Source organism: Halobacillus sp. Nhm2S1 (assembly GCF_019599545.1).
Lineage (GTDB): Bacteria > Bacillota > Bacilli > Bacillales > Halobacillaceae > Halobacillus.
Genome location: NZ_JAIEZV010000004.1, coordinates 285,431 through 311,472, shown reverse-complemented (window position 1 = coordinate 311,472; position 26,042 = coordinate 285,431). Strand labels below are relative to the sequence as shown.

The window sequence follows — 26,042 nt, the reverse complement described above, 5'->3', positions numbered from 1 at the left end:
TATTCGCTTTTTATTTTTCATAGAGGAGCATAACAAAAAAAGCAGGAGGCGGGAGGCCTCCTGCTTCTTACTTACGCGTTATGATAAGCCAGATCTTTTTTCTTCTTCAAATCAAAGCGATCCGCGTTCATTACTTTCACCCAGGCCGCAACAAAGTCATGGACGAATTTCTCTTTGTTATCTTCCTGTGCATACACTTCACCAAGCGAACGCAGGACAGAGTTCGATCCGAAGACGAGGTCGACGCGTGTCGCTTTTCTGACCAGTTCGCCTGTTTTACGATCACGGCCTTCGTATTCGTTGTAATCACTCGGCTTCCACTCAATGTTCATATCAAGAAGGTTCACGAAAAAGTCGTTTGTCAGTGTACCGACGTTGTCTGTAAATACGCCGTAGCCTGTGTCTTTGTAGTTGGCGCCAAGTACGCGCATCCCACCGACGAGTACAGTCATTTCCGGTGCAGAAAGACCAAGGAGCTGTGCTTTGTCGACGAGCAACTCTTCAGGGCTCAACGTATATCTCTTCTTCTCATAGTTACGGAAGCCATCCGCCATCGGCTCGAGGACTTCGAAGCTTTCTTCGTCCGTTTGCTCTTGGGTGGCATCGCCGCGTCCGGAGACAAATGGAACGGTGACTTCGACACCTGCATCATTGGCCGCTTTTTCTACGGCTGCGCTTCCGCCTAGAACAATCAGATCAGCAAGGCTGACTTCTTTATCGGACTGTTTTTGGATGCCTTCATAAACGGCAAGCACTTTGGAAAGCTGTTGGGGCTCGTTCACTTCCCAGTCTTTTTGTGGAGCGAGTCGGATGCGGGCACCGTTCGCGCCCCCACGCATGTCAGATCCACGGTAGGTGCTTGCTGCCGCCCATGCCGTTTTCACAAGTTCACTGACAGAAAGGCTGGAGTCGAGGATTTTTTCTTTCAACTCTGCCACTTCTGCGTCCGTCAATTCATATTTCACTGTAGGAATCGGATCCTGCCAGATCAAGTCCTCATCCGGCACTTCTGGTCCGAGGTATCTTGTTTTTGGTCCCATATCACGGTGAAGCAGCTTGAACCATGCACGAGCAAAGGCATCGGCGAATTCATCCGGGTTTTGATGGAAACGACGGGAAATCTTTTCGTAATCAGGGTCCATACGAAGAGCCATATCGGCTGTCGTCATGAATGTAGGGACTTTTAGCGATGGATCTTCCGCATCTGGAGCCATGTCCTCTTTTTTAGGATTGACCGGTGCCCATTGGTTCGCACCTGCTGCACTCTTCGTCAATTCCCATTCGTAACCGAACAAAAGATCATAATAGCCGTTGTCCCAAACGGTCGGGTTCGCTGTCCATGCACCATCGACACCACTTGTGATTGTGTCGCGGCCTTTCCCGCTTCCGTGAGAGCTCATCCAGCCTAAGCCTTGATCCTCAATGTCAGCCGCTTCTGGTGAAGCACCGACTTTGTCAGGGTCGCCGGCACCGTGAGCTTTACCGAAGGTGTGACCACCTGCAACAAGAGCAACAGTCTCCTCGTCATTCATCCCCATACGAGCGAACGTTTCGCGGATATCGCGTGCACTGGCAAGGGGGTCCGGGTTGCCGTTTGGACCTTCTGGGTTTACATAGATGAGTCCCATCTGCACAGCAGCGAGTGGGCTTTCAAGTTCGCGATCGCCGGAGTAACGGTTGTCACCGAGCCATTCTTTTTCATTTCCCCAATAGACATCTTCTTCTGGATGCCACACATCTTCACGCCCTGCCCCAAATCCAAAAGTCTTCAAGCCCATGGATTCAAGCGCGACGTTTCCAGTAAGTACGAGCAGGTCTGCCCATGAAATCTTATTGCCATATTTCTGCTTGATCGGCCATAGCAGGCGGCGGGCTTTATCAAGGTTCGCGTTATCCGGCCAGCTGTTCAGAGGAGCGAAACGCTGGTTTCCTGTGGCACCACCACCGCGTCCATCTCCTGTACGATACGTACCGGCTGCGTGCCAGGACATACGAATGAAAAGGGGTCCATAATGCCCATAGTCTGCCGGCCACCAGTCCTGGCTGTCTGTCATCAGCTCATGAAGATCCTGTTTCAAAGCGTAGTAATCAAGCTTGTTGAATTCATCTTCATAATTAAAGTCTTCTCCCATCGGATTCGACTTCGTATCGTGCTGACGTAAGATGTGCAGGTTGAGCTGGTTAGGCCACCAGTCTTTATTCGTTGTACCGACTTTTGTTGTCGTTACCGCACTTTCTTCCTTCGTTTTTTCGTGGGATACGGGACACTTACCAGCTTGGCTGTCGTGCATTTCATTTTTGTCCATGAATGATACCCTCCTATATTTGTGAAAAAATTATAATCGGTCTTAGATTATAATTATAATAAAAAAGGCTATATTTTGAAAGGAATAACCCTCTACTTTACTGGAAAAATTTTATTTCATTAATAGGGAAAGATAAGTGAATCATATTTTAATAGATTCATAATGGTCATGAATGAGGGGGGGGAGGGACCTATTGGTAGAGAGGGACAGGGAAAGAAGAGTTTTGCATGGAGGGACGTATAGATTCAAGAAAATGTCATCACTTTTCAAATACAAATGCATTGAAAAATATTCCCATTGTGTATAGCATGAAAGCATTGACTCTACTAAACGATGCTCCCGGCCAAACATAGAAAATCACCTGATGAGATAGGGGAATGATTGTGCGTTACATATCCAACTACTTATACATATTTTATTCGTTCGTCTTTGCTTTGAATGTTGTTCACGTTTTCTGGACCAACTCTACCTTAAATACCATCATAGGGATTCTTGGAATCGTCATGCTGGCAATCAGCTTTCCTCGCTCGGATCGAGTGTTTAAAATCCTCGGGATCGTGCTCTTAGTTGCTGGAGCATTTTTCTTTTTCTCGAGCGATACGACAATAAAAGAGATTCCCTCTTTCTTTGCGGGGAACATTGGGCTTCTCTTCCTATTATCGATGCTCCCATGGATGAATAGTGTGGTAAAAGCGGGAAGGTATAACAAGCTTCTGCAATCCCTATTAGGAAACAACGCCAAAGGACTTGGTTCCTTATATGTCAGAAGTGAAGTCACCATGGTCTCTCTGGCTGCTTTCCTGAACTTGTCTTCTGCAACCATTTCTCAAGATTTGTTGAAAGAACAGTTGAAAGATGTGAAAACGAAGGTGAAGAACAGCTTCATTTTAATGGCGACACTGCGTGGGTATTCGCTTGCTTTGTTATGGAGCCCGCTTGAAATTCTGCTGGCGACTTCGATTTTCATTACAGGGGCGAATTATTTAGAAGTGCTTCCTTGGATGCTGCTGATTGCCGTTCTTGGTATCTCTATGGATTCATTCATTGGAAAAATGATGTTTCGTAAATACGAGATTGAAGCAACATCTTCCATAGAAAAAGGGACAGGAAAAAGCGGGAAGAAACTGGTGCAGTTCATTGTTGCGCTCGTCCTGTTTTTATCCGTGGTCGTATTTTTAGGCAATGTCATCCAGCTGGACTTTCTTTTTGCTGTGACTGTATCGATTTTCCCATTCGCTTTCGCATGGGCGGTGCTCGTAAAGCGAAAGAGGAGTTTCCTGCAGATCGGCTGGCCGACATGGAAATGGAAGACGAACCACTTGAGCAACTTTATCGTTCTCCTGCTGTCTCTTTCCTTTTTAACAGAGACGTTGAATGCTTCGCCATGCTTGAAGTATTTGCAGGATCCTCTGATTGCGCTTGAGGGAAGTCCGCTTCTCATCATGCTGTTCATCCAGTCCGCTTTCCTTGTGATGACACTGTTAGGTGTTCATCCGCTTGCGACGATGGGGATCTTCGGTGGTGTCAGTGAACTGTTGATTGGGACATTACCGGAGGTGACACTGACGATTCTTCTGTCTGCTTGTGCGATTGCGACGGTACCATCCGCCCCGTACGGGTTGATTGTCACCATCACTTCTGTGGCTTTACGGATGAATCCCTATCAAATTGTGCTTAGGAATCTTCCATACAGCATTTTGCTGGGTTTCTTAGGAATAGGAATCTCGCTCCTTACACTCCTCGTTTATTAAGTACCTTCTTCTCTAATTAGAAGGGAGTACCTAAGAATAATCATAGCCATGTTTGGATAAGAATGGGGCGGTAGAAGATGATCTTCTACCGCCCAGTTTTTGTATTGCTATTATTCAGGTGAACGCAATTCGCTTTCTGTCACCCACTTATGATCGGTCACATCCTGCTCACCGTCAACAGTTGTGAAATCTACCATATAAACAGTGGTTTGTTCAGCAGTGTCGATCGTCGCCTTTGCACCATCCATTCCTTCCATATGATCAGCAGCAAGCGTCACTTCTGTTCCTTCTGAGAGAGGAGCATTTTCCGCATTTTTCAGCTCTTCATGTATGACCCATTTGTGATTCGTCACCGGATCTCCACCGGTGGTCGGAGTAAAGGAGATGGCATAAGCGGTGGTATCAAAAGCGCCGGTCACGGTAGCTTCTGCCCCCTTCATTATTGGTTCATGACCCTCCGCATGCTCTGCTTCAATAATTACCTGATCGCCTTCTTTATAGGCAGGGCTTTCCGCTGCCTGCAATCCTTCTGGAACGTCTCCATCACTGGACATGTTGTGACCATGTCCTTCTTCCATATAATGGCCGTCTTCCATTTCATCTTCGCTCATCTCATCCTGACTTGTTTCTTCTGCCGGTGGAGTTTCTTCACTACTATTCTCAACCTCCTGATTTTCACCATTCCCACACGCGCTTAAAACAATAAGCAGACTGAACAAGATTGTGAGGACATAACCATATTTCATTACGCATATCTCCCTTTTCTTTATGATGGAAAACAATATACCAAATTTTTCTTCTTTAGAGAAATGACAAATGTCTTAAAAACAATAAATGAATCTAAGGATATAGAGCGGTGAAGAGAGGATGAAGAAAAAGTCTATAAAAAATCCATAAAATCTGCACAATTGATGGGGATAGACGAATAGAAGCTGTATGTTAACTTATATACAGTACAGGGTATAGGTATTATGAAGAAGGAGGAATGACAATGGGTGGAATGATGGACGGTAGTGGAATGGGAAACAGCTTCTTCGGGGGCTTTTTCGGTTTTGGATTGATTATCTTGATTCTGATTATAATCATTTTTTTCATTGTCAGGTGGATGATGAAACCTCATGCAGAAGAGCAGAATTCAAGCAATCGCGTGCGCGGGGAGGCAGGGTCAAAAGAGGTATTGAAGAAACGTCTGGCAAGCGGGGAAATCACAGAAGAAGAATACGACCGCTTGAAAAAGAAATTGGATGACTGAGATAGGAGGTACAGATGATGAAAAGAATGTGGTTTGGTTCAATTATGATAATCGCGCTCATTTCTATAGGAGTATGGGTGTTTTTTCAAGCTCCATGGATGCAGCAGAAAAGCTCAGGCGAGTTAAACACTAGTGAAGAAGGCACAAGTATTCTCGACATTCAACCGATAGAATCCGACAGCCGGCCAAACAAGCAATTTGAACTAACGGCTGAAGAAACCGAGTGGAACATACAGAAGGGGGAGTCCGTCCAGGCCTGGACCTATAATGGAAAGGTCCCTGGTGAGTCCTTACGTGTTGAAGAGGGCGATTTAGTCCAGGTTGAACTGCACAATGAATTAGATGTTCCTGTCACCATTCATTGGCACGGCGTCATTCTCCCGAATCGCATGGATGGAGTTCCGGGGGTGACCCAGGATGCTGTAGAACCTGGGGAGTCCTTTACTTATGAGTTTATAGCAAAAGACGCAGGGACGTATTGGTATCATTCACATCAACATAGTTCTCTCCAAGTGGACAAGGGGTTATATGGACCGCTTGTTGTTGAAGAAAAAGGAGAGAAATCTGAACATGATGAGGTTTTCATTTTAGATGAATGGGCGGTGCACCAGGATCGCGAGAATTGGACGAACATGGGTGGCATGATGATGGGTTCCATGCAGGGAGATGGTGAAGCAGATACGAAAGAAATGTACGATACCTTTACAGTGAACGGCAAAGCGGGCGATGCGATCAAACCTTTGAGAATGGAAGAAGGAGATACAGCAAGACTTCGGTTTGTGAATGCCGGCTACCAGCTGCACCGACTCATTTTTCCTGAAGGATCGATGGAAATGATCGCTGTTGATGCGGAACCTGTGCAAAGCTCAGGAAAAAACAATGTGTTGGAGATTGCCCCGGGTGAACGGATCGATGTCAAATATACGAAGGGAAAAGGAGATGAAATCATTGGGGAAACGCCCTCGATTGAAAACTCTCAGGATATGCAGATCCCTGTCCTCTCTTCGGATTCCGGTGGAGAGAATCTACAAGTGAATGCGAAAGACGTGGCAATCAGCAAAGGGACCTCCCATGAGAGTGAGGAGCTGCTCTTTGAGACTGTACCGGATGTAGACGTATCGTACGATATGAATCTCAGTATGGGGATGAACATGGGAGAAGGGATGACGTGGCAGATCAATGACCGTATTTTCCCTGATACACCGCCGATTCAAGTGGAAAAAGGAGACATCGTAAGAGTGGACATCACCAATGAAGGACGTTTAAATCATCCCATGCACTTGCATGGCCATCGTTTTCAAGTGGAAGCGGAAGATGGAGGAGCGGTCGTGAAAGATCTGATTAACGTGAAACCTGGAGAATCGTATACGATTTACTTCGAAGCGGACAATAGAGGGGAATGGCTATTCCATTGTCATGATAATAATCATGCGGATCGTGGCATGGTGACCATTGTAGATTACAAAAGTGTTTATTCACCTTTCGAACTGAATCAGACGAATCAGCCCTAATTTACAGAAATGGAGGTTATAAGATGAGTGAAGAACATTCTCCTGAAAAACATAAAGAGCACCATCATGAAGAGTCTCATGAAGGCCATGATCATTCTCACGAAGGTCATGATCACGGGGCGATGATTGATGATTTTAAGCGAAGGTTTTATATATCCTTAATTATAACAATCCCTATTCTAATCCTTTCTCCTATGATTCAGGAGCTTTTGGGATTCAGCTTCACATTCCCGTTGGATCAATACGTGTTATTCGCTTTAGCTACATTCGTATTCTTCTACGGAGGGTGGCCTTTCTTGACGGGGGCTATCGATGAACTGAAAAATAAAAACCCCGGGATGATGACTCTGATCGGGCTTGCCATATTCGTGGCCTATGCCTACAGTTCCCTCGTGGTATTCGGATGGTCAGGGAGAAACTTCTTCTGGGAGCTTGCGACTTTGATCGATATTATGCTCCTGGGTCACTGGATTGAAATGAAATCTGTGATGGGAGCTTCCAATGCCTTACAGGAATTAGTGAAGCTGATGCCGAGTGAGGCTCACCGCCTGACAGAAGACGATCAGGTAGAAGATGTACCCGTCCATGAACTGAAGGAAAATGATCGAGTCCTCGTAAAGCCGGGAGAAAAAATTCCGGTCGATGGCAAAATTGTAGATGGGAAATCTGCGATCGATGAATCTATGCTTACGGGGGAATCGGTGCCGGTAGAGAAAGCAACGGGCGAAGAAGTGATCGGAGGTTCTATTAATAAAGAAGGAAGTCTCACACTGGAGGTAGAAAAGTTAGGAGACGATACCTATTTATCGCAAGTGATTACACTTGTGGAAGAAGCACAGAATTCCAAATCCAAAGCACAGGATTTCGCGAATCGCGCAGCTAAGTGGTTGTTCTATCTGGCTCTTGGCGCAGGGATCACAACGTTTGTGGTGTGGCTTGTCTTAGGATTTTCATTGGATGTAGCGTTAGAACGTATGGTCACTGTCATGGTCATCACATGTCCTCATGCTTTAGGGTTAGCGGCCCCTCTAGTTGTTGCGGTTTCTACTTCCCTTTCTGCAAAACAGGGACTCCTCATCAGGAACCGGACACAGTTTGAAAATGCACGTAACGTTGACGCCGTTATTTTTGATAAAACAGGGACGCTCACAAAAGGGGAGTTCGGCGTGACCGACCTTATGCCAGAAAAAGACGATGAAAAAGATCTTCTTTACTGGGCGGCGAGTGCGGAACAGAACTCTGAACATCCATTGGCTCAAGGTATTCTGAAGGAAGCAGAAGACCGGGAGATCTCCCTTGGTAAGGTGGAAGACTTCGATTCTGTAACTGGAAAAGGATTGAAAGGAACGGTGGATGGAAAAGAAGTAAAAGTCATGAGCCCGGGCTATATGAAAGAGAACGAATACGACTATGATCAGGACACGTTCAGCCGCTTATCGGAAGAAGGGAAAACCGTTGTCTTTGTCCTCCTGGATGACACCTATCTCGGGATGATTGCCTTAGCAGATATGGTCCGGGATTCTGCGAAGGAAGCTGTATCTGAATTGAAAGAAAGAGGGATCCGCTCGATCATGCTCACAGGGGATCACCGAAGAGTCGCTGACTGGGTGGCTCAACAAATCGGCATTGATGAAGTGTATGCGGAAGTCATGCCGGATCATAAAGCGGATCAAGTGAAAAAAGTACAGGCAGAAGGTAGAAAAGTGGCGATGACCGGTGACGGAATCAATGATGCGCCGGCGCTCGCGACTGCCGATGTAGGAATTGCTATTGGAAGCGGAACCGATGTGGCGGTGGAAACAGCAGATATTGTACTTGTGAAAAGCAATCCAAGAGATATCGTATCCATCGTAACCTTATCCAAAAACACGTATAAGAAAATGGTTCAGAACTTATGGTGGGCAGCGGGGTATAACATCTTTTCCATTCCACTGGCCGCAGGCGTCCTTGCTCCTGTCGGCATCGTGTTAAGCCCGGCTGTTGGAGCTGTCCTCATGAGTCTCAGCACAGTGATTGTAGCGATTAACGCCAAACTCCTCAAAGCAGACTAAAGTCGGTTTTTGGCATTCTGCACAGATTCTGCACAATTAGAGGGTAGGATGAAAACAAATAGGTTTCCCCCTTGAAAATGAGAGGTTATATGAAGCATAAAATATCAATTAAATTAGGATTACTTTTCTTAATTTCTATGATTTTAATAGAACTTTTGCTTTTCGCGGTATTATATACCACCGTTTCTTCCCATCGGATCAATGAAGTGATGGAGGGTTTATTGACGCGCGGCGCAGGTCATCGGGATGTTTTAGAGAATAATTTTGATGAATCCACTCTCGCTCACGTAGCCTTGATGGAATCGGAGGCTGTTACAGAGGTAATCATTACCGATGGGGATGGAAACATCTTATCGGAATCGTTTAATGAAGTAACCTACCCGGATGTATTCTATGAAGCGATTGACGGAATGACAGAAGACAAGGAGAGGATCATTGAGGATGAATGGAGAACGGAGCCCTATGTGGCTACGGTCTCCCCGATTATTGTGAAAAATGAACAGATCGGAAATGTGTTTATGTTTTCTCCCTCTGATGTAATTCGCAGCATCATTGGTCACCTGACACGGCAGTTTGTCCTCGTTATGATCGTCCTAATCTTGGTCACGATCCTGATCGTTTTTGCGCTTTCCAAGTTTATTACGCGTCCTCTTATTCGGATGAAAGAAGTGACAGAGAAATTAAGTACCGGCAGAGTGGAAGAGTATCTTGATGAACATCCGAACGATGAGCTGGGGGTTCTTGCCTCGTCGATCAACCGATTATCTGAAGATCTCGAACGGATAAAAAAAGAGCGTCACGATTTTTTATCTGCGATCGCTCATGAATTGCGGACGCCTCTGACTTATGTTAAAGGCTATGCCGATGTGGCAGCAAAAAAGGAGACATCCTTCGAAGATAAAGATAAATACTTGAACATCATCAAAGAAGAAGCCACTCACTTGACCGACATGGTTCAGCAACTTTTTCAACTTGCAAAAATGGATGAAAATTCGTTTGCTATTGATCCTGAATTTGTTGATGTGTCCATAGTTCTCAAAGAGGTAAAGGATCATCTCCACCCCCTCTTAGAGGAAAAGAAATCCCATTTGTTCGTAGATGTTCCATCAAATACGAGGATTTATGCGGACCCTATGAGATTGAAACAGGTCTTTTTTAACATCGTGGATAATGCTCTCCGTTATGGTGGAGAAGAAACAAAGATAAAGATTACAGCAGGAACAGAAAGCCAGCACGTAATCATCAGAATATCTGATGATGGGCCTGGAGTTCCCGAAAGCGCTCTGCCTTACTTGTTCGAACGGTTATACCGGGTGGATAAGGCGAGATCCAGAGAAATCGGAGGAACAGGACTAGGCCTTTCCATTGTGCGGGAAATTATTGAAATGCATGAGGCAACCGTCAAAGCTTTTAATGATGAAGGGTTGACCATATTGATCACTTGGCCAAAGGAAGATAATAATGAAAAGAATTCTTTTAGTCGATGATGAAAAGCGAATGTTAGACTTATTAGAACTATATTTGATCCCTCACGGATATGAAGCTCACAAAGTAACAACCGGGGCGGAAGGGTTGGAAGAACTGCGCACCTATGCTTATGACCTTGTTCTTCTGGATATTATGATGAAGGATATGGATGGAATGGAAACATGCCGGCGGATACGTACTTTCAGTAAGGTTCCCATCATTATGTTGACTGCAAAAGATCAGAAAGAAGACGTCATTCGTGGTTTGAAAACAGGAGCGGATGACTACATAACTAAGCCATTCGATGAAGAAATCCTTATTGCTCGAATAGAAGCCTTATTGAGGAGAGAAAATCCACAGACCTCGATCGATGTGAATGGCTTGGAGTGGAATAGTGATAATTACGAATTGCGCTTCGGGAACGAGGAAATCGCTTTGACACCGAAAGAGTTTCAACTCTTAGGCCTACTGCTCAAACACCCGAATCATGTCTATGATAGAAATGATCTGCTCGATCTCGTATGGGGCATTCAATCAGACACAGGAGGAAGAACGATTGATTCCCATGTCCGTCACATCCGTGAGAAAATCCGGCGCTCAGGATTTCCGATTAATGACCACTTGAAGACGGTCTGGGGTGTCGGATACAAATGGATAAATAAGTAAAAAACATGTTTACTTATACGGGTACTGGGTATTATAAATGTGTAAGATTATTACAATAAGGAGGAATAAAATCATGGCTCACCAGCAGTATCAAGAAACTCTGAAGGTATTACATGAATGCATGGAGGCATGCAACCATTGTTATGATGCTTGTCTTAAAGAAGAAGACGTGAAAATGATGGCAGGGTGCATTCGTCTCGATCGTGAGTGTGCAGACATTTGTGGATACTTAGAAGCAGCGATTACAAGAGGCACTCCTTATGTAGCAGAACTCGCATCTGTCTGCGCTAAGATTTGTGATGATTGCGGGAAAGAATGTGCCAAGCATGATCATGACCATTGCCAAGCGTGTGCGAAAGCCTGCCAGGAATGTGCAGATGCTTGCAGAAAGATTGCGTAACATAATTAACAGATCAGCTTCTCAGCTGATCTGTTTTTATTTTGCATACAATACTTCTCCTATATCCTCTCGAAATAGTTTGCTACAGCAACTTTTTGGACAACGGATAAACTCCCAGGCTTTGAATGACGAGGGAGATCAACACTGTAGCAAAAGCTAACGATAGAAACATTTCATGATCACCCGTGTGCTGAACCTGAAAACTTAAAATGAGAAATATGGACATCGTCCCTTTTAGGCCGGACCATGAGATTACAGCTGATTCACGCCAGGAAAGTTCCTTGCGCCAATGGGGGAAAAGGGTTGTACTGCCTGCGATAATGAGGAACCGCACGACCATCGACAGGATAAAGACCAGGAAAGCGAACCCCCAGACAGGTGAGCTTAGATAGGGAGCGGAGTTGATTCCTATCAGTAGGAATAGTAGAGACAGCAGCGAAATTTCAACGATTCCCCAAAAGCCATCCAAGGTATCCTTAAAATGTTCTTCTTTTATGGTTCGACCGTATTCAAAAGAGAGCATAAGACCAGCAGATACGGTGGCGATCACACCAGATACTCCCAGGTGTTCTGCCAGGTTAAAGATGCCATAGGCCAGAACGATACTCAGCATCACCTGATATTCTTTGTTATGGGTGTAATGGATGCCCTTGCTCATCAACCATCCGAATACAATGCCTAAACCTGCGCCTCCTAAGGAAACGACTAGAAACTCGCCCGTAAATGACAGGAGAGAGAACTCCTCACGGCTTGTGTAGATGCCGAGAAGCACAGAAAACATTACGATACTCGTCCCATCATTAAGAAGTGATTCTCCTTCTACGACATCCGCTATTTTTTCATTCCCCGTAGAGTTCTTTAGGATGGATACAACGGATACAGGATCGGTGGGCGTTAGGATGGAAGCGAGAAGTAAAGCACCGATGAAAGAGAGAGAGAAGAAAGTTCCGCTGACGGCATAAACAAGACCCCCTACGATTCCGAGCGTCAACAAGAGTCCGGCAGTAGCTAGAAAAAGGATGAAACCCATATGTTTTTTAAACTGCTCCGCCGGAAACCGGTAGGCGGAAACAAATAAGAGAGCGGGAAGAAATGCATGGTAAATCATATGTTCTGTTACTTCGATGGAAGAAAAGTAAGGAACGAAGGATAAACCGATGCCAATAAAAACAAGAACAGTAGGTACAGGTATGTTTTCTTGCTTTTTATCGAGGGTGAAGATGAAAAAGCCTATGAATAAGAGCAGGATTCCTTGAATGATGGACATGGTCGAGCCTCCTTTTTCTATGTATGGTTTGCCATTATCCTCTGGGTAAAATAATTAAACCTCATTCTACATGGCTGGATACTACGGCGAAGCCGACCGGACCGAAGGGGAAAGGCACACAGGTGTCGGTCATGTGATTCAGGATTGAGTTGCGTATGAGAAAAGCCCGTACAAAGAATGCACGGGCCTTCATCACTGAGGATAGATTAGAGGATATCAATTGAAGTTGTGAGATATCAATTGAATCTCGAATATATCAATTGAAATCCAAATATATCAATCAAAAATGAAAAATATCAACCAAGATGCTGTCACCCTTACTCTCCGAAAGCCTCCGGCAGCATTTTAAATCCATCCACTTCTGCATCTTCTTCCACTTCAATCATAATGCAGCGTTTCCCTTTGTAATTGACCTGTCTTACAAACTGCAGATCCTGGGGGCTGATTGAAATATTGGCGATCTTCGTATTGATTTTAATCGACTTGGAGTTGTATTTCGGTACGATACTGCTTGCTTTCAACTCATAGCCTTCTTTGTCGGTAATCTGTGCGAACGCGTGCTTCACTTTTTCAGAATCCACTTCTTCACCACTCGATTTCAATACGCGCTCGACATCTCTGTAGTCGAGCTTCGGCGGGGTATCGTCTTCGTTTTCTTCCACGGTACGGTTGATCTCACCATACACATTGGCAAGGGTGGCAGGGCTCAACTGGTCCCCGACAACGTCACGGATGACTTCTTCGAAAATGGCTTTATCCTCTTTTGCTGTCATGATTTCTTCTCCGTTTAATACGTCTTCAATGAAACGATAGTCCGGTTCGTTCGCTTTTCCGGCAGAGTAGAGGATATGGTTCACATCGGAAGCACCGTCCGTAATTCCTGGGAAAAGGAAGCCGGTCATCGGGTTTTTCAGATCGATGACAGGATCGACTTCAATTTTATATTTGAATTCTTTCTCGATATAGTCGAACTGGATTTCTTTTTTCGGGTCTTCGGTTTTATTGATGCTGCAGAGGATGAATGGGTTTGAATACACAGCGTCACGGCTGCTTTCCTCTGACTCTTCACTGCGGCGCCTCGTCGGTTTCATATATTCTGCGCGAATGAAGGAAATGACGACATCCTTCTCATAAGGGTTGTCCCGGATAATTTTTTCCGTCATCTGAAGCATTTGTTCCTTCCAGTCATCTACATGATTACTTAATAAACCTTTATGTAATATCAGCTGGCTGTTTTCTTCGGCTTCGCGTTGAAATTTCAGTTCGAACAACTTTTCGTCGAGCTGCCCGGTGAGAAGCTTTTTGAAATTGTTCATATACAGCTCTTGTTGGTCTTTATCCAGCATTTCAAATGGCTGGCTCTGGTGATGAAAAATTTCTGTCGTTTCCTTCATGATATAGACGTTGAAGATGTTCTTAATCTTCAGTAGGTCGTTGTCAACTTTAAGCTGCCTGCGGATGCCGGCAATGTCTTTTTTGTCCATCCAGTGTTCACTCCTCATCTTTCGCTCGTTCTATAGTTCTCTTATTTTACCACAGGTTCAGGAAGGACGATAAGAAAAACAAGGAAGTCCGGCCGTGCTTCGTCGTATATCTTTAAACGCGTGGTCATACATTTTTAAGGTGAACATTGTTACAAAGGAGGTGGAGTTTCTGAATAAAGAAATGGAGCAATTGTTCAACCGGCTGATCGAAATTGAACATGTCTCAACGACCTTATACTTAGCGATGTCAGCGTATATGGGGAAGAAAAATTATACAGGGATGGCCAATTGGCTGCGTCTTCAATCAGAGGAAGAACGGACACATATGTTGAAGTTGATTGATTATGTCGTAGATAAAGATGGAACGGTTCAGTTGTCGCAAATCCCCGCCCAGCCGACAGACTATGGTTCACCCCTCGAAACGTTCCAGAAAGTGTTGGAACATGAACAATTTGTCACCAACTCTTACCGTCAGGCTTTCAATTATGCGAACCAGACCGATCCCCAAGCGGCTGTCATCATCCAGGATTTCTTAAGGGAGCAGATTGATGAAGAAGCTCAGAGTCAAACAATTGTGGACCGCTTGAAACTTGGGCAGGATAATCCTTCAGCCATTTTATTGCTGGATCAAGAGTTAGGCCAAAGGCAGGCGGTATAGAATGGACGGTGATTTTTGACCTTTATCCCCTGACGGGAGTGGTGGGGCTGTTTTCATAAGGAAAAGGATTCCCCCGTGAGGGAATCCTTTTTTTTATTAGTTGTCTTGTTTTGCTTTTTTAGATTTGCGTGCTTTTTTAGCTTCTTGTTTGTGAGCTTCATTAGCTGCTGCGCTGCCGAATTCCTGAGAAAATTCAGTGTCGGCTTGTTTAGGGTCAAATCCCTTTTTGTTCTTTTGCTCAGCGTCGTGTTTCTTTGTTCTTTTCGCCATGATTGTTCACCTCCGTCTCCTTCTTATTATGAATCGGAAATGAATTTCTCATGTAAGCCAGGGAAGAAATTCATCTAGAAACGATACGAAATCCAATGTATAATAAGTGAAGTAAAAAAATAGATGGAAGAAGCGTGTGCGCCTTCTTCCATCTATTTTTTGTTGTACGTCAATGAGGAAGGAGGAGCAGGTATGGATTTTTTTGAGCGAATGGAGCAAGAGACGGGAGTCCTTTTAAACGAGGTCCAGCAGCAGGCGGTGGTGCACACGGATGGGCCGCTGCTATTGCTTGCGTCACCGGGGTCAGGGAAAACAACGACACTGAATATGAAAATCGGTTATTTGCTCCTTGAGAAAAAAGTGGACCCGGAACGGATCATGGCAGTCACATTCAGTAAAGCGTCAGCACGGGATATGTCGGAACGTTTCGATCGTTTCTTTTCCGGTCTGACGAATGAAAAAGTCCACTTTTCCACCATCCACAGTTTCGCATACAAAGTGGTCCGCGAGTCGTTACGGAAGAATGGTCAGGATTTCCAGCTGATTGAAGGAAACATCAGTGATGAAGAATTGAAAAAAGGCTGGGACGGCCCGGAAGTTCCGCTTCATAAGAAGTTCATTTTGAAGAAGTTGTATGAAGATACAAATGGTGTGCAGATGACGGATGATGAGATGGACGAGCTGATGAGGTATATCAGTTTTGTGAAGAACCGGCTGATTGAAGGGAAAGAGCTTGAACGTGTCTCTTGTCAGGTGAAACAGGCATCAGCCATTTATCAATCATATGAAGCGTTCAAAAAGAAAGATCCGTTCAAGTTGCTGCTTGATTTTGATGACATGCTTACGTATTGTCATCAAATCTTATTGGACGATGCAGAAATCCTATCCAACTATCAGCAGCAGTTTGAGTACATGTTGACGGATGAAAGTCAGGATAACTCGTTGGTCCAGCATGAAATCGTTGAATTGCTGGCCAAACCGCAGAACAACCTTTGTGTCGTAGCGGATGATGATCAGTCGATCTTCATGTGGCGCGGCTCGGATGTCGATAAACTTCTGGATTTTGAAGAGACGTATCCGAACGGAACTGTGCTGACGATGTCCCAGAATTACCGCTCATCCGAGGATATTGTGAAAGTATCCAATCAATTTATCAAACGCAATAAGAAGCGGTATGCGAAAGAAATGTTCACAGAAAATGAGGCGCACACTCCCATCGAGATCAAAAACTTGAGTAATTATGAAAAGCAATTGAAGTATCTCACTGAGCAGCTGAAAAAGAGAGGCCCGGGAGAAGAGGTGGCTGTTCTTTACCGCAACAACGCCTCGGCTGTACCGATTGCTGATCAGCTTGATAAGGCCGGCATCGATTTTTACATGAAAGACATCGATCCGAAGTTCTTTAAACACTGGGTCGTAGAAGATATCCTGAACTTTATGCGTTTTTCCTATAATGACCGCCGTGTCGATATTCTCGAACGAATTCATACGAAATTCAATGCTTACATTTCGAAAAAGCAGATCTTCTTTTTGAAAAAGAAAAACAGCCAGGCGTCCGTTTTTGATCGGCTTTTGGAGAGGGACATTCCTGACTATCAATCAAAGAACATCAAGAAAGCGAAAAAGCTTTTTAAAGACATCAACGAAATGGAGCCCGCCCAGGCGATCCGCACGATAAGGGAAAAGCTCGGTTACGATCATGCCCTGCAGAAGATGTCCGAGAAGTTTGGATTCAATGCTGAACACTTGATGAATATCTTGAACACTCTGGAAAAGATCGCTGAGGGGTTAGGGTCACTGAAAGGATTTGCTGATCGCTTGAAGGAGTTGGAGAAGCTCCTTCAAACTTCGAAGTACAATAAAAATCAAAGCGCCTTGACACTGACGACGTTCCACAGTGCCAAAGGTCTTGAATATGACAAAGTGTACATGATCGACCTCGTCAATGGCGTCATTCCTTCAAAGGATGATATGGAAACGTACCGCAATAAAGAAGCAGGACCGATGGAAGAAGCCGTCCGTCTTTTCTATGTAGGCATGACGCGCGCGCGAACAAACCTTGAGTTGCTGACGTACAACTACAAAGGCAGTGAACGCGTGACAGAGTCGATTTTCCTGATGAACGTGAGAAGGATCCTTCAGCCGGAAGGGGAGAAGAAGACGCTGAAAAAGCGGAAGCGCCAAGCCCCTGATTTATCAGACGAAAACCTGCTCCGAATGGATGATGTTGAGATTGGCAAACGCATCAATCATCGGAAGTTCGGTTCTGGTATGATTAAGGAATTTGATAGCGATCAGATCGGCATCCAATTTGAAGAAGCAGGTTATAAGGAACTTTTGTTAGAGGTTTGTTTGGACAATGGGTTATTGAGTAAGGGTTGAAAAGAAATAGAACGTTAAAAAACACCAAGAAGGTGCCAGGTCCTTAGGATCGTGGCATCTTTTTTATTTCATTTATTAAGGATATTCATTTGATTTCCACTAACCGTTTCATTTACATTCTTTTACAACTCTTTCACCTCCTCTTATCGTTTACTTAACAAAAAGTATTTAACATAGGTTCTATAAGGTAATTCTTTTTGCGAAGTGATAAAACCCGGTGTACTAATTACCCGACCGGTGTTTTACTGGATCGGTGTCGTAAGAGGAGCAGGCTTGATTCTATTGCTCAGAAGGAGATTCGGTGAAAACTAAACGACTTGATCGCAAAGGAGATGAAGTCTGATGATCCGAAAACTAAGCATCATCTTCATAACGTTGGGACTCTTGGTGGTTTTGGGGAACGGTTCCCAATGGTGGTTACAAAGTCAGGTGGTTTTCTATGATCACGAATTGCAGACGGATAAGCGCGAAGCTTCTTCAGTTTCTGAACAGGCGAGAGAGTCCTCCAATACTGTGGACTATGTTTCTGCTGAAACGGGTGAAGGGATCGGAGAGCTGACAATTCCTAAGCTTGGAAAAAAGTATCCTGTGTACTACGATTCTGATCCAGACAACGTAAAGAAAGGGATCGGGATGTTTGACACATCGTTTACATCACCCCCTTCTGAAGGTGAACACACCGTTCTTGCTGGTCATAGGGAGACAACGTTTGCCGTTCTTGATGGCTTAGTGGAAGGGGATTTTGTCTATCTCACGGAGAACAATATCGAGTATGAATACCAAATTAATAAAATATGGGTGGGTGACTCGGAGGATCCATCATTCCTTGTTCCCGCATCATCTCCGACTTTGACGTTTACCACTTGTTATCCGTTCGACTTTATCGGTTCTGCTCCTGAGCGTTTTATCGTACAAGCGGATTTAGTAAAACAGCAGGAAATACAGTGAGTAACAGCCCTCTCCTTTTTAATAAAGGAGAGGGTGTTTTCATTCGTTTTCACTTAAATGAAGGATCATCGAGGGGAACGGGATCTTTTGACCTTCAGATAGACGAAATCAAACAAAGTTTTAACGCCATTGTGGTCATACTCTTCACTCAATCTGATATGTATTAGTAAAAAGGAAGGGGGCAAATGTAACGGGTTTAAATCTCTTTGGAAAGGAGGGTTGAAGGTGGATCAAGAAACAAAAACGAAGACTTCAAGCCGTGAGGAAGAGAAAAAATCTTCTACAGGTTTAGAGGAAAACACCGGAGGTCTGCTTGCCTATTTGCTTGGCTTTATCAGTGGCATCGTCTTTCTTATTATTGAAAAAGAAAACCAGTTCATCCGTTTTCATGCGATGCAGTCCGTGATTCTATTTGGTTTCTTTTTCATTTTTGGCTTCGTCGTCAATTTCATTCCGATCATCGGGCTTTTTGTAAGCTTATTGATGGCTCCAGTTACCTTGGTTTTGTGGATTGTACTGATGGTAAAAGCGTATCAGGGAGAAAGGTATCATTTACCGGTGACGGGGAAAATGGCGGAGGAACAACTACAGAAAATGGTGAAAGTATAAATGTGACGATGTGACTGCCTTTCTTTTTTTAATAGAGGGCAGTCTATTTGTTTTGCAGGAATGAAAGGTTTCGGTGTCGAAAGGTCCTGAAAGCATAGGGAAGGTATGCGGGATAGAAGGGAGAATGAATGATGAATATGGATCCTGTTAAACAAATCCTTGAACAGAACTCTGTCATGATCCTGGATGGCGCTTTAGCGACAGAGCTTGAAGCTTATGGCTGCGACTTGGACGATCCGTTATGGTCGGCGAAAGTTCTGTTGGAAAATCCGGAGGCCATTAAGGAAGTACATAAAGAATATTTCAAAGCGGGAGCGGATTGTGCCATTACTTCCAGTTATCAGGCTTCGATCGCAGGGTTTGCGGAACGAGGTTTTTCTGAAGAGCAAGCGTTATCGTTGATCAAGAAAACGGTGGAGCTTGCAAGGAGCGCAAGAGACGAATATTGGGAAGAAGTGCCTTCAGTGAACAAAGTGAAGCTGTTAGTGGCCGCTTCAATCGGTCCTTATGGAGCTTATCTAGCAGACGGATCGGAATACATCGGAAAATATGGGGTGACTGATCATCAGTTGATGGATTTCCATCGTCCGAGAATGAAAGCATTGGTAGAAGCCGGGGCAGACCTTCTCGCGATGGAAACTCTCCCCTCTTACCAAGAGGCGAGAGTCTTGGCCGCATTATTAAAAGAATTTCCTGAGTCGTATGCCTGGATGTCTTTTACATTAAAAGATGGAGAGAAAATCAGCGACGGGACGGCTCTTCGATCTTGTGCTGAAGAGCTGAATGACAACAGACAAATCGCTGCAATCGGGGTGAACTGTGCCCCAATGGAGATAGCTGCAGATGCCGTGGCTGTCCTGAAAGAACATACAGATAAGCCAGTGCTTATGTATCCGAACTCCGGCGAAACGTATAATCCAGATTCCAATACGTGGCACGGAGAGGGGGGCGTGGTAGGCTTTGATGATGCTTCGGAACGTTGGATTGATCAAGGGGCATCAATCATTGGTGGGTGCTGCCGGACGACGCCTGAGCATATTCGTGGGTTGGCGTTGAAGTGGAAATGAAAGGATAAAAAAGAAGGGTGACGATAGAGTCAGCCCTTCTTTTTTCGCTTCTATTGAGTGTGTCGGTGCAGGAAGTCGAGGACTTTCCTGTACACATAAATTTCATTCTCTTTCTTGGAAAAACCATGTCCTTCATCCTCAAGGACAATATATTCCACATCTCTACCTTTCTTTTTCAAAGCTTCAACCACTTGGTCGGATTCCGCTTTGACTACGCGTGGGTCCTTTGCGCCCTGGATGACGAGCATCGGTTTTGTCATCGAATCAAGGTAGTTGATCGGAGAGTCTTCTTGTAGCTTTTCCTTATCCTTTTCAGGGTCACCGACAAACTGTGCGATGGCCGGCTTCCAATGTTCAGGAACGGAGTCAATGAAGCTGAACAGGTTGCATGGGCCGAAAATATCGACGACCACTTTGAAATATTCCGGATGCCTGCCATGAAGCAGAAGCGCCATGTAACCTCCGTAGCTTCCGCCCATCAACAGAATCTGATCCTTCGATGCGTACCCTTCCTCAATCAGCCAGTCGAGACCAGCGACATTATCGAGCCTGGGAGCATGACCCCAGTCGCCTTCAATCATTTTTGCGAATTCCTGACCATATCCCGTCGATCCTCGGAAGTTAGGGGCAAACAGGCTGTATCCTTCATGGACGAGAAACAGAAAAAGAGAGCGGAAGGAAGCGCGCTCCGCAGCTTGTGGCCCCCCATGCGGCCAAAGAATCATATGACCGTTATCTTTTTCAGGTTTGGGACGGTAGAGAAGAGCTTCAATTTCCAAGCCGTCAAAAGATTGATAAGTGACATAATCTGGCCTTATCAAATACTCATCTTTTACACCTGGGACTCCGTATTTCGTCAGCGGTTCCCAGCCCTTTTCCGTCTGTTTAAATAGATTGGAAGGTACAGTCTCAGAGTCACCGCGAAGGTAGACCGTTCCAGACTCAGCAATGACTAATTGATCGATCACCCCGACGGGAGAATCGAGCTGTTGTAGTTGCTCCTCAACTCGCTTAAAGCGATAGAGGTTGTCGCGTACACCTTTTTCACTGATGATATACAGCGAATCCGTGGTCTGATCATACTTCAGTTGCTTGAAATCCTCTGCCTCCATATGAACGACTTTTTCAAAATCCTTCGTTTCAAGATTGAAGCGGGCAAGATAGGAAAAGTCACTTTCGTAATTGGTGAGCAGGTAAATTTCCTGTTCGGAAACAAAAACTGCTTCGGACACCGTGTGTTGCGGCTCAGGTGAAGGGGTAAGAAGAAGGTCTTCCTCTTCTGTTTTTACATAAAACAACTGGTATGTATTCGAAAAACTTTTCATATAGAGGAGGCTTTTTTCCTCGGGGCTTTTGTCGATGAGAATCGTCATTCCTTCTTCACCGTGGATGATGACTTCTTCCTCATCGGTGTCTATGTTATAGCGGTAGCCTTTCATGAACGTCTCGTCGTCTTTTGTTGACGTATAGTAAAGGTGCTTTCCGTTTTCCGATAGAAAGGGGAGGATGTGGCGTGCGCCTTCTTTTTTCCTAACAGGTTGAAGGGTTCCTCCTTGAGGCGGGACGGCATAGATCTGGCCATTCTCATCACCATCTTCATCTACAACGGCAAGGACGAATTCCCCTTTAGGGTCGTAGGTGATGTGCTCACAGCTCTGATTATGGAAAGTTAGTGGATAGGGAAATGTATTCGGCAGGTCCATCGCCCATAAATTGTATTTGCCATTCAAGTTTGTACTGAAGACAAGCTGGGATTCATCCGGACTTACAGCGAACGTCTCTATTCCATAGGTTTGAAAAAATTGTTCCACATCGGGTTGCGGGAAGTTTAACATGATTGATTCCTCCTGGTTTTTTGAAATGTCCCTTTTATACCATTCGATCATTTCCTGAATATCCCTTTTTTCTTAGTAAAAAGGACCGAAGAAAAGCAATCGCCTCTTCGGTCCTTTTGGTTTTATGGCTTGACCGGCGTCCTATTTCCGTAAAGGATCCTTTCGATCATCGCCTTGTCCATATTCAAATGATTCATGCCATTCTTATGAAGAAGTTCCCGGGTGTTTGTATCATCGAAGCGAATGTTTTTATTCCAATAAGGACGGAAGACGCTCATCGGAGCATTGAATACCTGTTCTTCCTTCGTTAATTCCCCGTCGTAATCGGAAGGGACCATTTCGATATTGTGAAAGTCAAGTTTCTCCTTGATCATTTCAAATAACAAACGATTCGTCGGGGGATGAGGATTGGTAATGTGATAGATGGCTTTTGAGTGATCTGTTCTAAGAGATGCGGTAAGTACATCTACCACATAGTCGACAGGGACGAAGTTTTGACTCGTCTCTCCTGTACATAGAAACTTGAACGTTTGGTTTTGAAGTTCCTTTTTCCGTTCCGTCCGTTTCTTAAGAATCTCAAGGCCACGAATGACTCCATATAAAGCGAAACTTGTGTCCGCTTCCCCGGTTTCCGAATCACCGATAATGATGGATGGGCGGAAGATTTTTATATTTAACTCATGATTATAGCTTAGTACAAGGTGTTCAGCGTGACATTTGCTTTCTTCATAAGCGTTCACAAATGTCTGCTCTTTTTCGTGTAATTCCTCAGAGGCGTGGCGTTTCATTCCAAGCGTGTACGCAGTGCTTACATAATAAAAGTTGGCGGCCTCTATTTCCTTCGCCAGATGAAGAACATTCTTTGTTCCATCCACATTGACTCTGAAAGTTTTCTCCCGTTCATTTTCATCAAAAGATAGGAAGGCTGCGCTGTGGTAAACCGTGTTAATCTCCTCTCTCAAATCCTGGAGTCGCTCTTCGCTGACCCCCGCATTTTTAAGAGATAGATCGCCTTCGATGATGTGAAGGTTTCCTTTGGCGTCTGACGGAATTTCACACTTAAGGTTTTCCGCTTTCCGCAGGCTTCTTACTAAGGCATATACGTTATGACCCTCTCTCAGCAGTTTCAATGCTAGTTGTTTTCCCAGAAAACCTGTAGCTCCTGTAATCAAAATATTCATGTTAGCTCCTCCGATGTCTCATTCATCAGTCTATATAGAACCTTGTCGTTCATAATAGAAGAAAGATTTCCAAATCTATAACAATGGACTGCTCTTACTATCATTCATAGTGCATACAAGGATAACATATAGCTAACGGAATGTTGTGAGAAAAGTATGAGAAAACATTGGAAACAGCCCATTGGTCGTTATTCCTTGTAACGTCTATTGCAAGGGAATTGGGATACTCTATGAATAATAAGTAAAGAAAGGATCAGGCGTCTTACCGGATGAGTCTGATTCTTTTTTTTATTTGAAAGAGGTGGGAGGTCCTAGTTCGGAATGTATACATTTGGGACTTCATCCTAAAAACAGTTAGTCACTTCTGTTCATTTTGTCTACTCAAGCAGGTTTTTGCTGAAAGAATGAAGTATTTGGTAAATAACCTACAAATTGGGAGGAATTTGATGAAGAAGAAACTATTAACAGTAGCTGTAACAGGAGCACTTTTGACAACAGGTGGATTGATTCCAGGAAGTGGCACCGTTTTGGCTGGAGAGAACGGACCGAATGGACCGAATTACAATGGTAATGAAACCATAAAAAATGAACGCCTCCATTCTTATGAAGAGATGACTGATTTCTTACATAAGCTGGACCAGCGTTCAGATGCGCTTGAGCTTGAAGTCTATGGACAGTCCGTTAAGGGAAGAGATTTATATTTAGCGAAGTTCGGGACCATGGATGACGACAAGCCTACTGTCCTTTTCCTTACCCAGCAGCATGGGAATGAAACCCTGACGACAGAAGGTGCGTTGGAAGTCATCAAATATTTGACCTCTAATGGCAAGAGCGTAGAAAACATTCTTGAAAATGTAAATGTTCTCATTGCCCCGAGGTTGAATGTAGATGGAGCGGAAGGGGATGTGAACTTCTCTTTGGATGATTACGTATCAGGCACACATACGCGCTACAATGCGAATGGTGTAGACTTGAACCGTGACCACGTCGACCGTGAGCAGCCTGAAACGAAGGCTTTACATGAGGAAGTACTGCAAAAATACAGCCCTGACTATATGATCGATTTACACCATCAGGGAACGCAAACAACGCTCGGGGATACGGGTGAGCTTGTTTCTGGCTCTATTTTGTATCCGACTAATGGAGAAGTGGATGAAGGGGTCCGTGAACAGTCTAAGAAATTGGGTGCTGTCGTTTATGACGCCGTAGAATCCAAAGGGTATGGTCTTCTTTCCAAATATCCTGGTGGAACGGCACAAACGATCAGCCGTAATGGGCTAGCCGCCGAATATGGGATCTCTACCCTGCTATTCGAAATGCGTGGCATGGCCGATCATTACCGTGAAGACTATGTCCTTGGTCAAAAGAGCAATGGATATCTGATTCAGCAAGCGGTCACAGCCATGAAAGCCACACTGAATGCTTTAGCGGATGGTTCACTTGAATCGGCAGATCCATCCTTTTGGGATACACTGCCGGAAAGCAACTATGATGGAGAATAATGTGATGGGAGCTTCCTTGTTAGGGAGTTCCTTTTTTTCTACTTAATGTGACCCTGACTTCCAGCGTGCGAACCGATCTCTCCGTAGCGCGATGCCGATCGAGAAAGAAATTCAATGATGGGCTGTTTATTTTCAGCAGGCAAGGGAATGGTTTATCACGAACGAAAAAGAAGGTGAAGAAGGTATGCTCTTTTCTGGAACGAAAATATCAGATTTATCGATCACATCTGTACTACTTATTCTGGTTGGATTCCTTTCGCTTGGAATCAGCATTTATTATTTCATTGATTTGACCAACAGCATTTTGCAGAAAGAGAAGTTCGCCATTGATCAGCAGGCTTTCGATCTTGTGAGGGCGACTGCGTTTGGTGGAGCGGAACCACTAGCCAAGGGGATTTCTAAGGCGGGATCTGTTATTTTCATGGTGATTGTCTCCTTAATTCTCGCTGTCTATTTGTTGTTCTTTTCGCCATTCAGTCGCTGGGTAGGTGTATATTTCATTCTTGCCATGGGAGGAGTCAGTGGTCTCACGGCAGGATTGAAATCGTTCTCCAGTCGGGATCGACCAACGTTCAAAGGCGATTATCATGGTGCGACTTCCAGTTTTCCAAGTGGCCATGCATCGGGCGCGCTCGTTTTTTATGGTTTCATTATTTATCTTTTCGCCATCAGCAAACTTGAACCTAAGTGGAAGTGGACCATCAATGTCGTTTTGGCACTCATCGCAATCTTGATCGGTATCAGCCGTGTTTATTTAGGGGTTCATTTCTTCACAGATGTCGTTGCAGGTTATTTGTTTGGTTTAGCCTGGCTTCTTCTGTGCCTTACTGCTCTTGAAGTGACGCTATGGCATCAACGCAGGAGGCAGATGTTGTCATAATCCCTTCTTTTTTCATGCGCTCTCTTTTTTTGAATAGATTATAGAAGAGTGAGCAAAAAGGGGGCGACCACATGGCTGTTATTAAAGCTCCAAGCAAACATATCGACATGTTGGCACGATTGCTGCGAGCGGAGGCTGTTGGAGAAGGGAAGCAAGGAATGCTGCACGTAGGTGCTGTCACAGTAAATCGGGCCAGGGTGAATTGTTCGGACTTCAAAGGGGTGAATACCCTGCCTGAGGTCATCAACCAGCCGAAAGCATTTGAAGCGCTACAACACGGAATGTATTACCGAAGGGCACGGGACAGTGAGAGACGTCTGGCACGTAGGAACGTGAAGGGGTACAGGAGCTGGCCGGCAAAGTACAGTTTATGGTACTTTAGGCCGGACGGAGATTGCCCGCCGACGTGGTATGGGCAGAGTCAGGTCGGAAGATACAAATCCCACTGTTTTTATGAGCCTGCCTCGGGTGAATGTGATGAAATTTACAATTCATTCTAATCATGAATAAGACTGACAGGTCGCATCTCGCCTGTCAGTTTTTTATTTTTAAAAC

Annotated in this window: 22 protein-coding genes; 15 read left to right on the top strand and 7 right to left on the bottom strand. The window is 44.7% G+C overall.

The window, feature by feature from the left end:
* Positions 1–71 precede the first annotated feature (71 nt).
* Positions 72–2,306, bottom strand: a complete 2,235-nt coding sequence (gene katG / locus K2225_RS17030; protein WP_220585840.1) for a catalase/peroxidase HPI — start codon at positions 2,304–2,306, stop codon at positions 72–74.
* A gap of 377 nt (positions 2,307–2,683) precedes the next feature.
* On the opposite strand from katG, the gene K2225_RS17025 reads away from it, so the two are divergent.
* A complete protein-coding gene (locus K2225_RS17025; protein ID WP_220585839.1) occupies positions 2,684–4,057 on the top strand; it encodes a hypothetical protein in 1,374 nt (457 codons plus the stop codon).
* Positions 4,058–4,167: 110 nt separating this feature from the next.
* On the opposite strand, the gene K2225_RS17020 is transcribed toward K2225_RS17025, so the two are convergent.
* A complete protein-coding gene (locus tag K2225_RS17020) occupies positions 4,168–4,803 on the bottom strand; it encodes a YdhK family protein (RefSeq protein ID WP_220585838.1) in 636 nt (211 codons plus the stop codon).
* Positions 4,804–5,048: 245 nt separating this feature from the next.
* On the opposite strand from K2225_RS17020, the gene K2225_RS17015 reads away from it, so the two are divergent.
* The 6 genes from K2225_RS17015 to K2225_RS16990 all read left to right on the top strand — a co-directional run bounded on the left by K2225_RS17015 (position 5,049) and on the right by K2225_RS16990 (position 11,404).
* Complete coding sequence (locus tag K2225_RS17015) at positions 5,049–5,309, top strand: SHOCT domain-containing protein (RefSeq protein ID WP_220585837.1); 261 nt, start codon at positions 5,049–5,051, stop codon at positions 5,307–5,309.
* A gap of 17 nt (positions 5,310–5,326) precedes the next feature.
* Entirely contained in the window at positions 5,327–6,820 is a 1,494-nt protein-coding gene (locus tag K2225_RS17010; protein ID WP_220585836.1) for a multicopper oxidase family protein, read from the top strand.
* Between the two features lie 23 nt (positions 6,821–6,843).
* A complete protein-coding gene (locus K2225_RS17005; protein WP_220585835.1) occupies positions 6,844–8,871 on the top strand; it encodes a heavy metal translocating P-type ATPase in 2,028 nt (675 codons plus the stop codon).
* Between the two features lie 89 nt (positions 8,872–8,960).
* On the top strand, positions 8,961–10,358 hold the full coding sequence (locus K2225_RS17000) for a sensor histidine kinase (protein ID WP_220585834.1): 1,398 nt from the start codon (positions 8,961–8,963) through the stop codon (positions 10,356–10,358).
* Positions 10,333–11,004 (top strand): response regulator transcription factor, encoded by a 672-nt coding sequence (locus K2225_RS16995; protein ID WP_220585833.1) that lies wholly within the window; start codon positions 10,333–10,335, stop codon positions 11,002–11,004. Before K2225_RS17000 ends, K2225_RS16995 begins: the two co-directional genes overlap by 26 nt.
* 73 nt (positions 11,005–11,077) lie before the next feature.
* Entirely contained in the window at positions 11,078–11,404 is a 327-nt protein-coding gene (locus tag K2225_RS16990; protein ID WP_220585832.1) for a four-helix bundle copper-binding protein, read from the top strand.
* A gap of 82 nt (positions 11,405–11,486) precedes the next feature.
* Here the strand turns inward: K2225_RS16990 and K2225_RS16985 are convergent, their stop codons facing one another.
* Positions 11,487–12,671 (bottom strand): cation:proton antiporter, encoded by a 1,185-nt coding sequence (locus K2225_RS16985; RefSeq protein ID WP_220585831.1) that lies wholly within the window; start codon positions 12,669–12,671, stop codon positions 11,487–11,489.
* Between the two features lie 317 nt (positions 12,672–12,988).
* Positions 12,989–14,155, bottom strand: coding sequence for a DUF4317 domain-containing protein (locus tag K2225_RS16980; protein ID WP_220585830.1), 1,167 nt, complete (start codon positions 14,153–14,155; stop codon positions 12,989–12,991).
* Between the two features lie 181 nt (positions 14,156–14,336).
* On the opposite strand from K2225_RS16980, the gene K2225_RS16975 reads away from it, so the two are divergent.
* Positions 14,337–14,813 carry a ferritin gene (locus K2225_RS16975; protein ID WP_370632780.1) on the top strand — a complete coding sequence of 159 codons (477 nt, stop codon included), beginning with the start codon at positions 14,337–14,339 and terminating at the stop codon, positions 14,811–14,813.
* Between the two features lie 96 nt (positions 14,814–14,909).
* On the opposite strand, the gene K2225_RS16970 is transcribed toward K2225_RS16975, so the two are convergent.
* Positions 14,910–15,083 carry a hypothetical protein gene (locus K2225_RS16970; protein ID WP_202412464.1) on the bottom strand — a complete coding sequence of 58 codons (174 nt, stop codon included), beginning with the start codon at positions 15,081–15,083 and terminating at the stop codon, positions 14,910–14,912.
* A gap of 192 nt (positions 15,084–15,275) precedes the next feature.
* Here K2225_RS16970 and K2225_RS16965 point away from each other — a divergent pair, with 192 nt between their 5' ends.
* The 4 genes from K2225_RS16965 (at position 15,276) to mmuM (ending at position 20,089) form a co-directional block, all read left to right on the top strand.
* Entirely contained in the window at positions 15,276–17,465 is a 2,190-nt protein-coding gene (locus K2225_RS16965) for an ATP-dependent helicase (RefSeq protein ID WP_220585829.1), read from the top strand.
* Between the two features lie 342 nt (positions 17,466–17,807).
* A complete protein-coding gene (locus tag K2225_RS16960; RefSeq protein WP_220585828.1) occupies positions 17,808–18,413 on the top strand; it encodes a sortase in 606 nt (201 codons plus the stop codon).
* Positions 18,414–18,638: 225 nt separating this feature from the next.
* The gene (locus K2225_RS16955; protein ID WP_220585827.1) at positions 18,639–19,022 is read left to right on the top strand and encodes a DUF4870 domain-containing protein; all 384 of its coding nucleotides are present in this window, start codon (positions 18,639–18,641) and stop codon (positions 19,020–19,022) included.
* 137 nt (positions 19,023–19,159) lie between these two features.
* Positions 19,160–20,089, top strand: coding sequence for a homocysteine S-methyltransferase (mmuM, locus tag K2225_RS16950; RefSeq protein ID WP_220586012.1), 930 nt, complete (start codon positions 19,160–19,162; stop codon positions 20,087–20,089).
* A gap of 50 nt (positions 20,090–20,139) precedes the next feature.
* Here the strand turns inward: mmuM and K2225_RS16945 are convergent, their stop codons facing one another.
* Both K2225_RS16945 and K2225_RS16940 read right to left on the bottom strand, forming a co-directional pair.
* Positions 20,140–21,924, bottom strand: a complete 1,785-nt coding sequence (locus tag K2225_RS16945) for a S9 family peptidase (RefSeq protein WP_220585826.1) — start codon at positions 21,922–21,924, stop codon at positions 20,140–20,142.
* Between the two features lie 122 nt (positions 21,925–22,046).
* Positions 22,047–23,105, bottom strand: a complete 1,059-nt coding sequence (locus tag K2225_RS16940) for an SDR family oxidoreductase (RefSeq protein ID WP_220585825.1) — start codon at positions 23,103–23,105, stop codon at positions 22,047–22,049.
* A 446-nt stretch (positions 23,106–23,551) separates the two neighbouring features.
* Between K2225_RS16940 and K2225_RS16935 the strand changes: the two genes are divergently transcribed.
* The 3 genes from K2225_RS16935 (at position 23,552) to K2225_RS16925 (ending at position 25,987) form a co-directional block, all read left to right on the top strand.
* A complete protein-coding gene (locus K2225_RS16935) occupies positions 23,552–24,607 on the top strand; it encodes a M14 family metallopeptidase (RefSeq protein ID WP_220585824.1) in 1,056 nt (351 codons plus the stop codon).
* A 184-nt stretch (positions 24,608–24,791) separates the two neighbouring features.
* Complete coding sequence (locus tag K2225_RS16930) at positions 24,792–25,487, top strand: phosphatase PAP2 family protein (protein WP_220585823.1); 696 nt, start codon at positions 24,792–24,794, stop codon at positions 25,485–25,487.
* Positions 25,488–25,558: 71 nt separating this feature from the next.
* Positions 25,559–25,987, top strand: a complete 429-nt coding sequence (locus K2225_RS16925; RefSeq protein ID WP_220585822.1) for a cell wall hydrolase — start codon at positions 25,559–25,561, stop codon at positions 25,985–25,987.
* Positions 25,988–26,042: the final 55 nt, after the last annotated feature.

Bases quoted from the DNA above. Each gene is read 5' to 3' on its own strand.
- K2225_RS17000 (WP_220585834.1), top strand. From the start codon at position 8,961: ATGAAGCATAAAATATCAATTAAATTAGGATTACTTTTCTTAATTTCT.
- K2225_RS16965 (WP_220585829.1), top strand. From the start codon at position 15,276: ATGGATTTTTTTGAGCGAATGGAGCAAGAGACGGGAGTCCTTTTAAAC.
- K2225_RS16960 (WP_220585828.1), top strand. From the start codon at position 17,808: ATGATCCGAAAACTAAGCATCATCTTCATAACGTTGGGACTCTTGGTG.
- K2225_RS16970 (WP_202412464.1), bottom strand. From the start codon at position 15,083: ATGGCGAAAAGAACAAAGAAACACGACGCTGAGCAAAAGAACAAAAAG.
- K2225_RS16925 (WP_220585822.1), top strand. From the start codon at position 25,559: ATGGCTGTTATTAAAGCTCCAAGCAAACATATCGACATGTTGGCACGA.
- K2225_RS17015 (WP_220585837.1), top strand. From the start codon at position 5,049: ATGGGTGGAATGATGGACGGTAGTGGAATGGGAAACAGCTTCTTCGGG.
- K2225_RS16995 (WP_220585833.1), top strand. From the start codon at position 10,333: ATGAAAAGAATTCTTTTAGTCGATGATGAAAAGCGAATGTTAGACTTA.
- K2225_RS16930 (WP_220585823.1), top strand. From the start codon at position 24,792: ATGCTCTTTTCTGGAACGAAAATATCAGATTTATCGATCACATCTGTA.
- katG (WP_220585840.1), bottom strand. From the start codon at position 2,306: ATGGACAAAAATGAAATGCACGACAGCCAAGCTGGTAAGTGTCCCGTA.
- K2225_RS17020 (WP_220585838.1), bottom strand. From the start codon at position 4,803: ATGAAATATGGTTATGTCCTCACAATCTTGTTCAGTCTGCTTATTGTT.
- K2225_RS16935 (WP_220585824.1), top strand. From the start codon at position 23,552: ATGAAGAAGAAACTATTAACAGTAGCTGTAACAGGAGCACTTTTGACA.
- K2225_RS17025 (WP_220585839.1), top strand. From the start codon at position 2,684: ATGATTGTGCGTTACATATCCAACTACTTATACATATTTTATTCGTTC.
- K2225_RS17010 (WP_220585836.1), top strand. From the start codon at position 5,327: ATGAAAAGAATGTGGTTTGGTTCAATTATGATAATCGCGCTCATTTCT.
- mmuM (WP_220586012.1), top strand. From the start codon at position 19,160: ATGGATCCTGTTAAACAAATCCTTGAACAGAACTCTGTCATGATCCTG.
- K2225_RS16975 (WP_370632780.1), top strand. From the start codon at position 14,337: ATGGAGCAATTGTTCAACCGGCTGATCGAAATTGAACATGTCTCAACG.
- K2225_RS16940 (WP_220585825.1), bottom strand. From the start codon at position 23,105: ATGAATATTTTGATTACAGGAGCTACAGGTTTTCTGGGAAAACAACTA.
- K2225_RS16990 (WP_220585832.1), top strand. From the start codon at position 11,078: ATGGCTCACCAGCAGTATCAAGAAACTCTGAAGGTATTACATGAATGC.
- K2225_RS16985 (WP_220585831.1), bottom strand. From the start codon at position 12,671: ATGTCCATCATTCAAGGAATCCTGCTCTTATTCATAGGCTTTTTCATC.
- K2225_RS16980 (WP_220585830.1), bottom strand. From the start codon at position 14,155: ATGGACAAAAAAGACATTGCCGGCATCCGCAGGCAGCTTAAAGTTGAC.
- K2225_RS17005 (WP_220585835.1), top strand. From the start codon at position 6,844: ATGAGTGAAGAACATTCTCCTGAAAAACATAAAGAGCACCATCATGAA.
- K2225_RS16945 (WP_220585826.1), bottom strand. From the start codon at position 21,924: ATGTTAAACTTCCCGCAACCCGATGTGGAACAATTTTTTCAAACCTAT.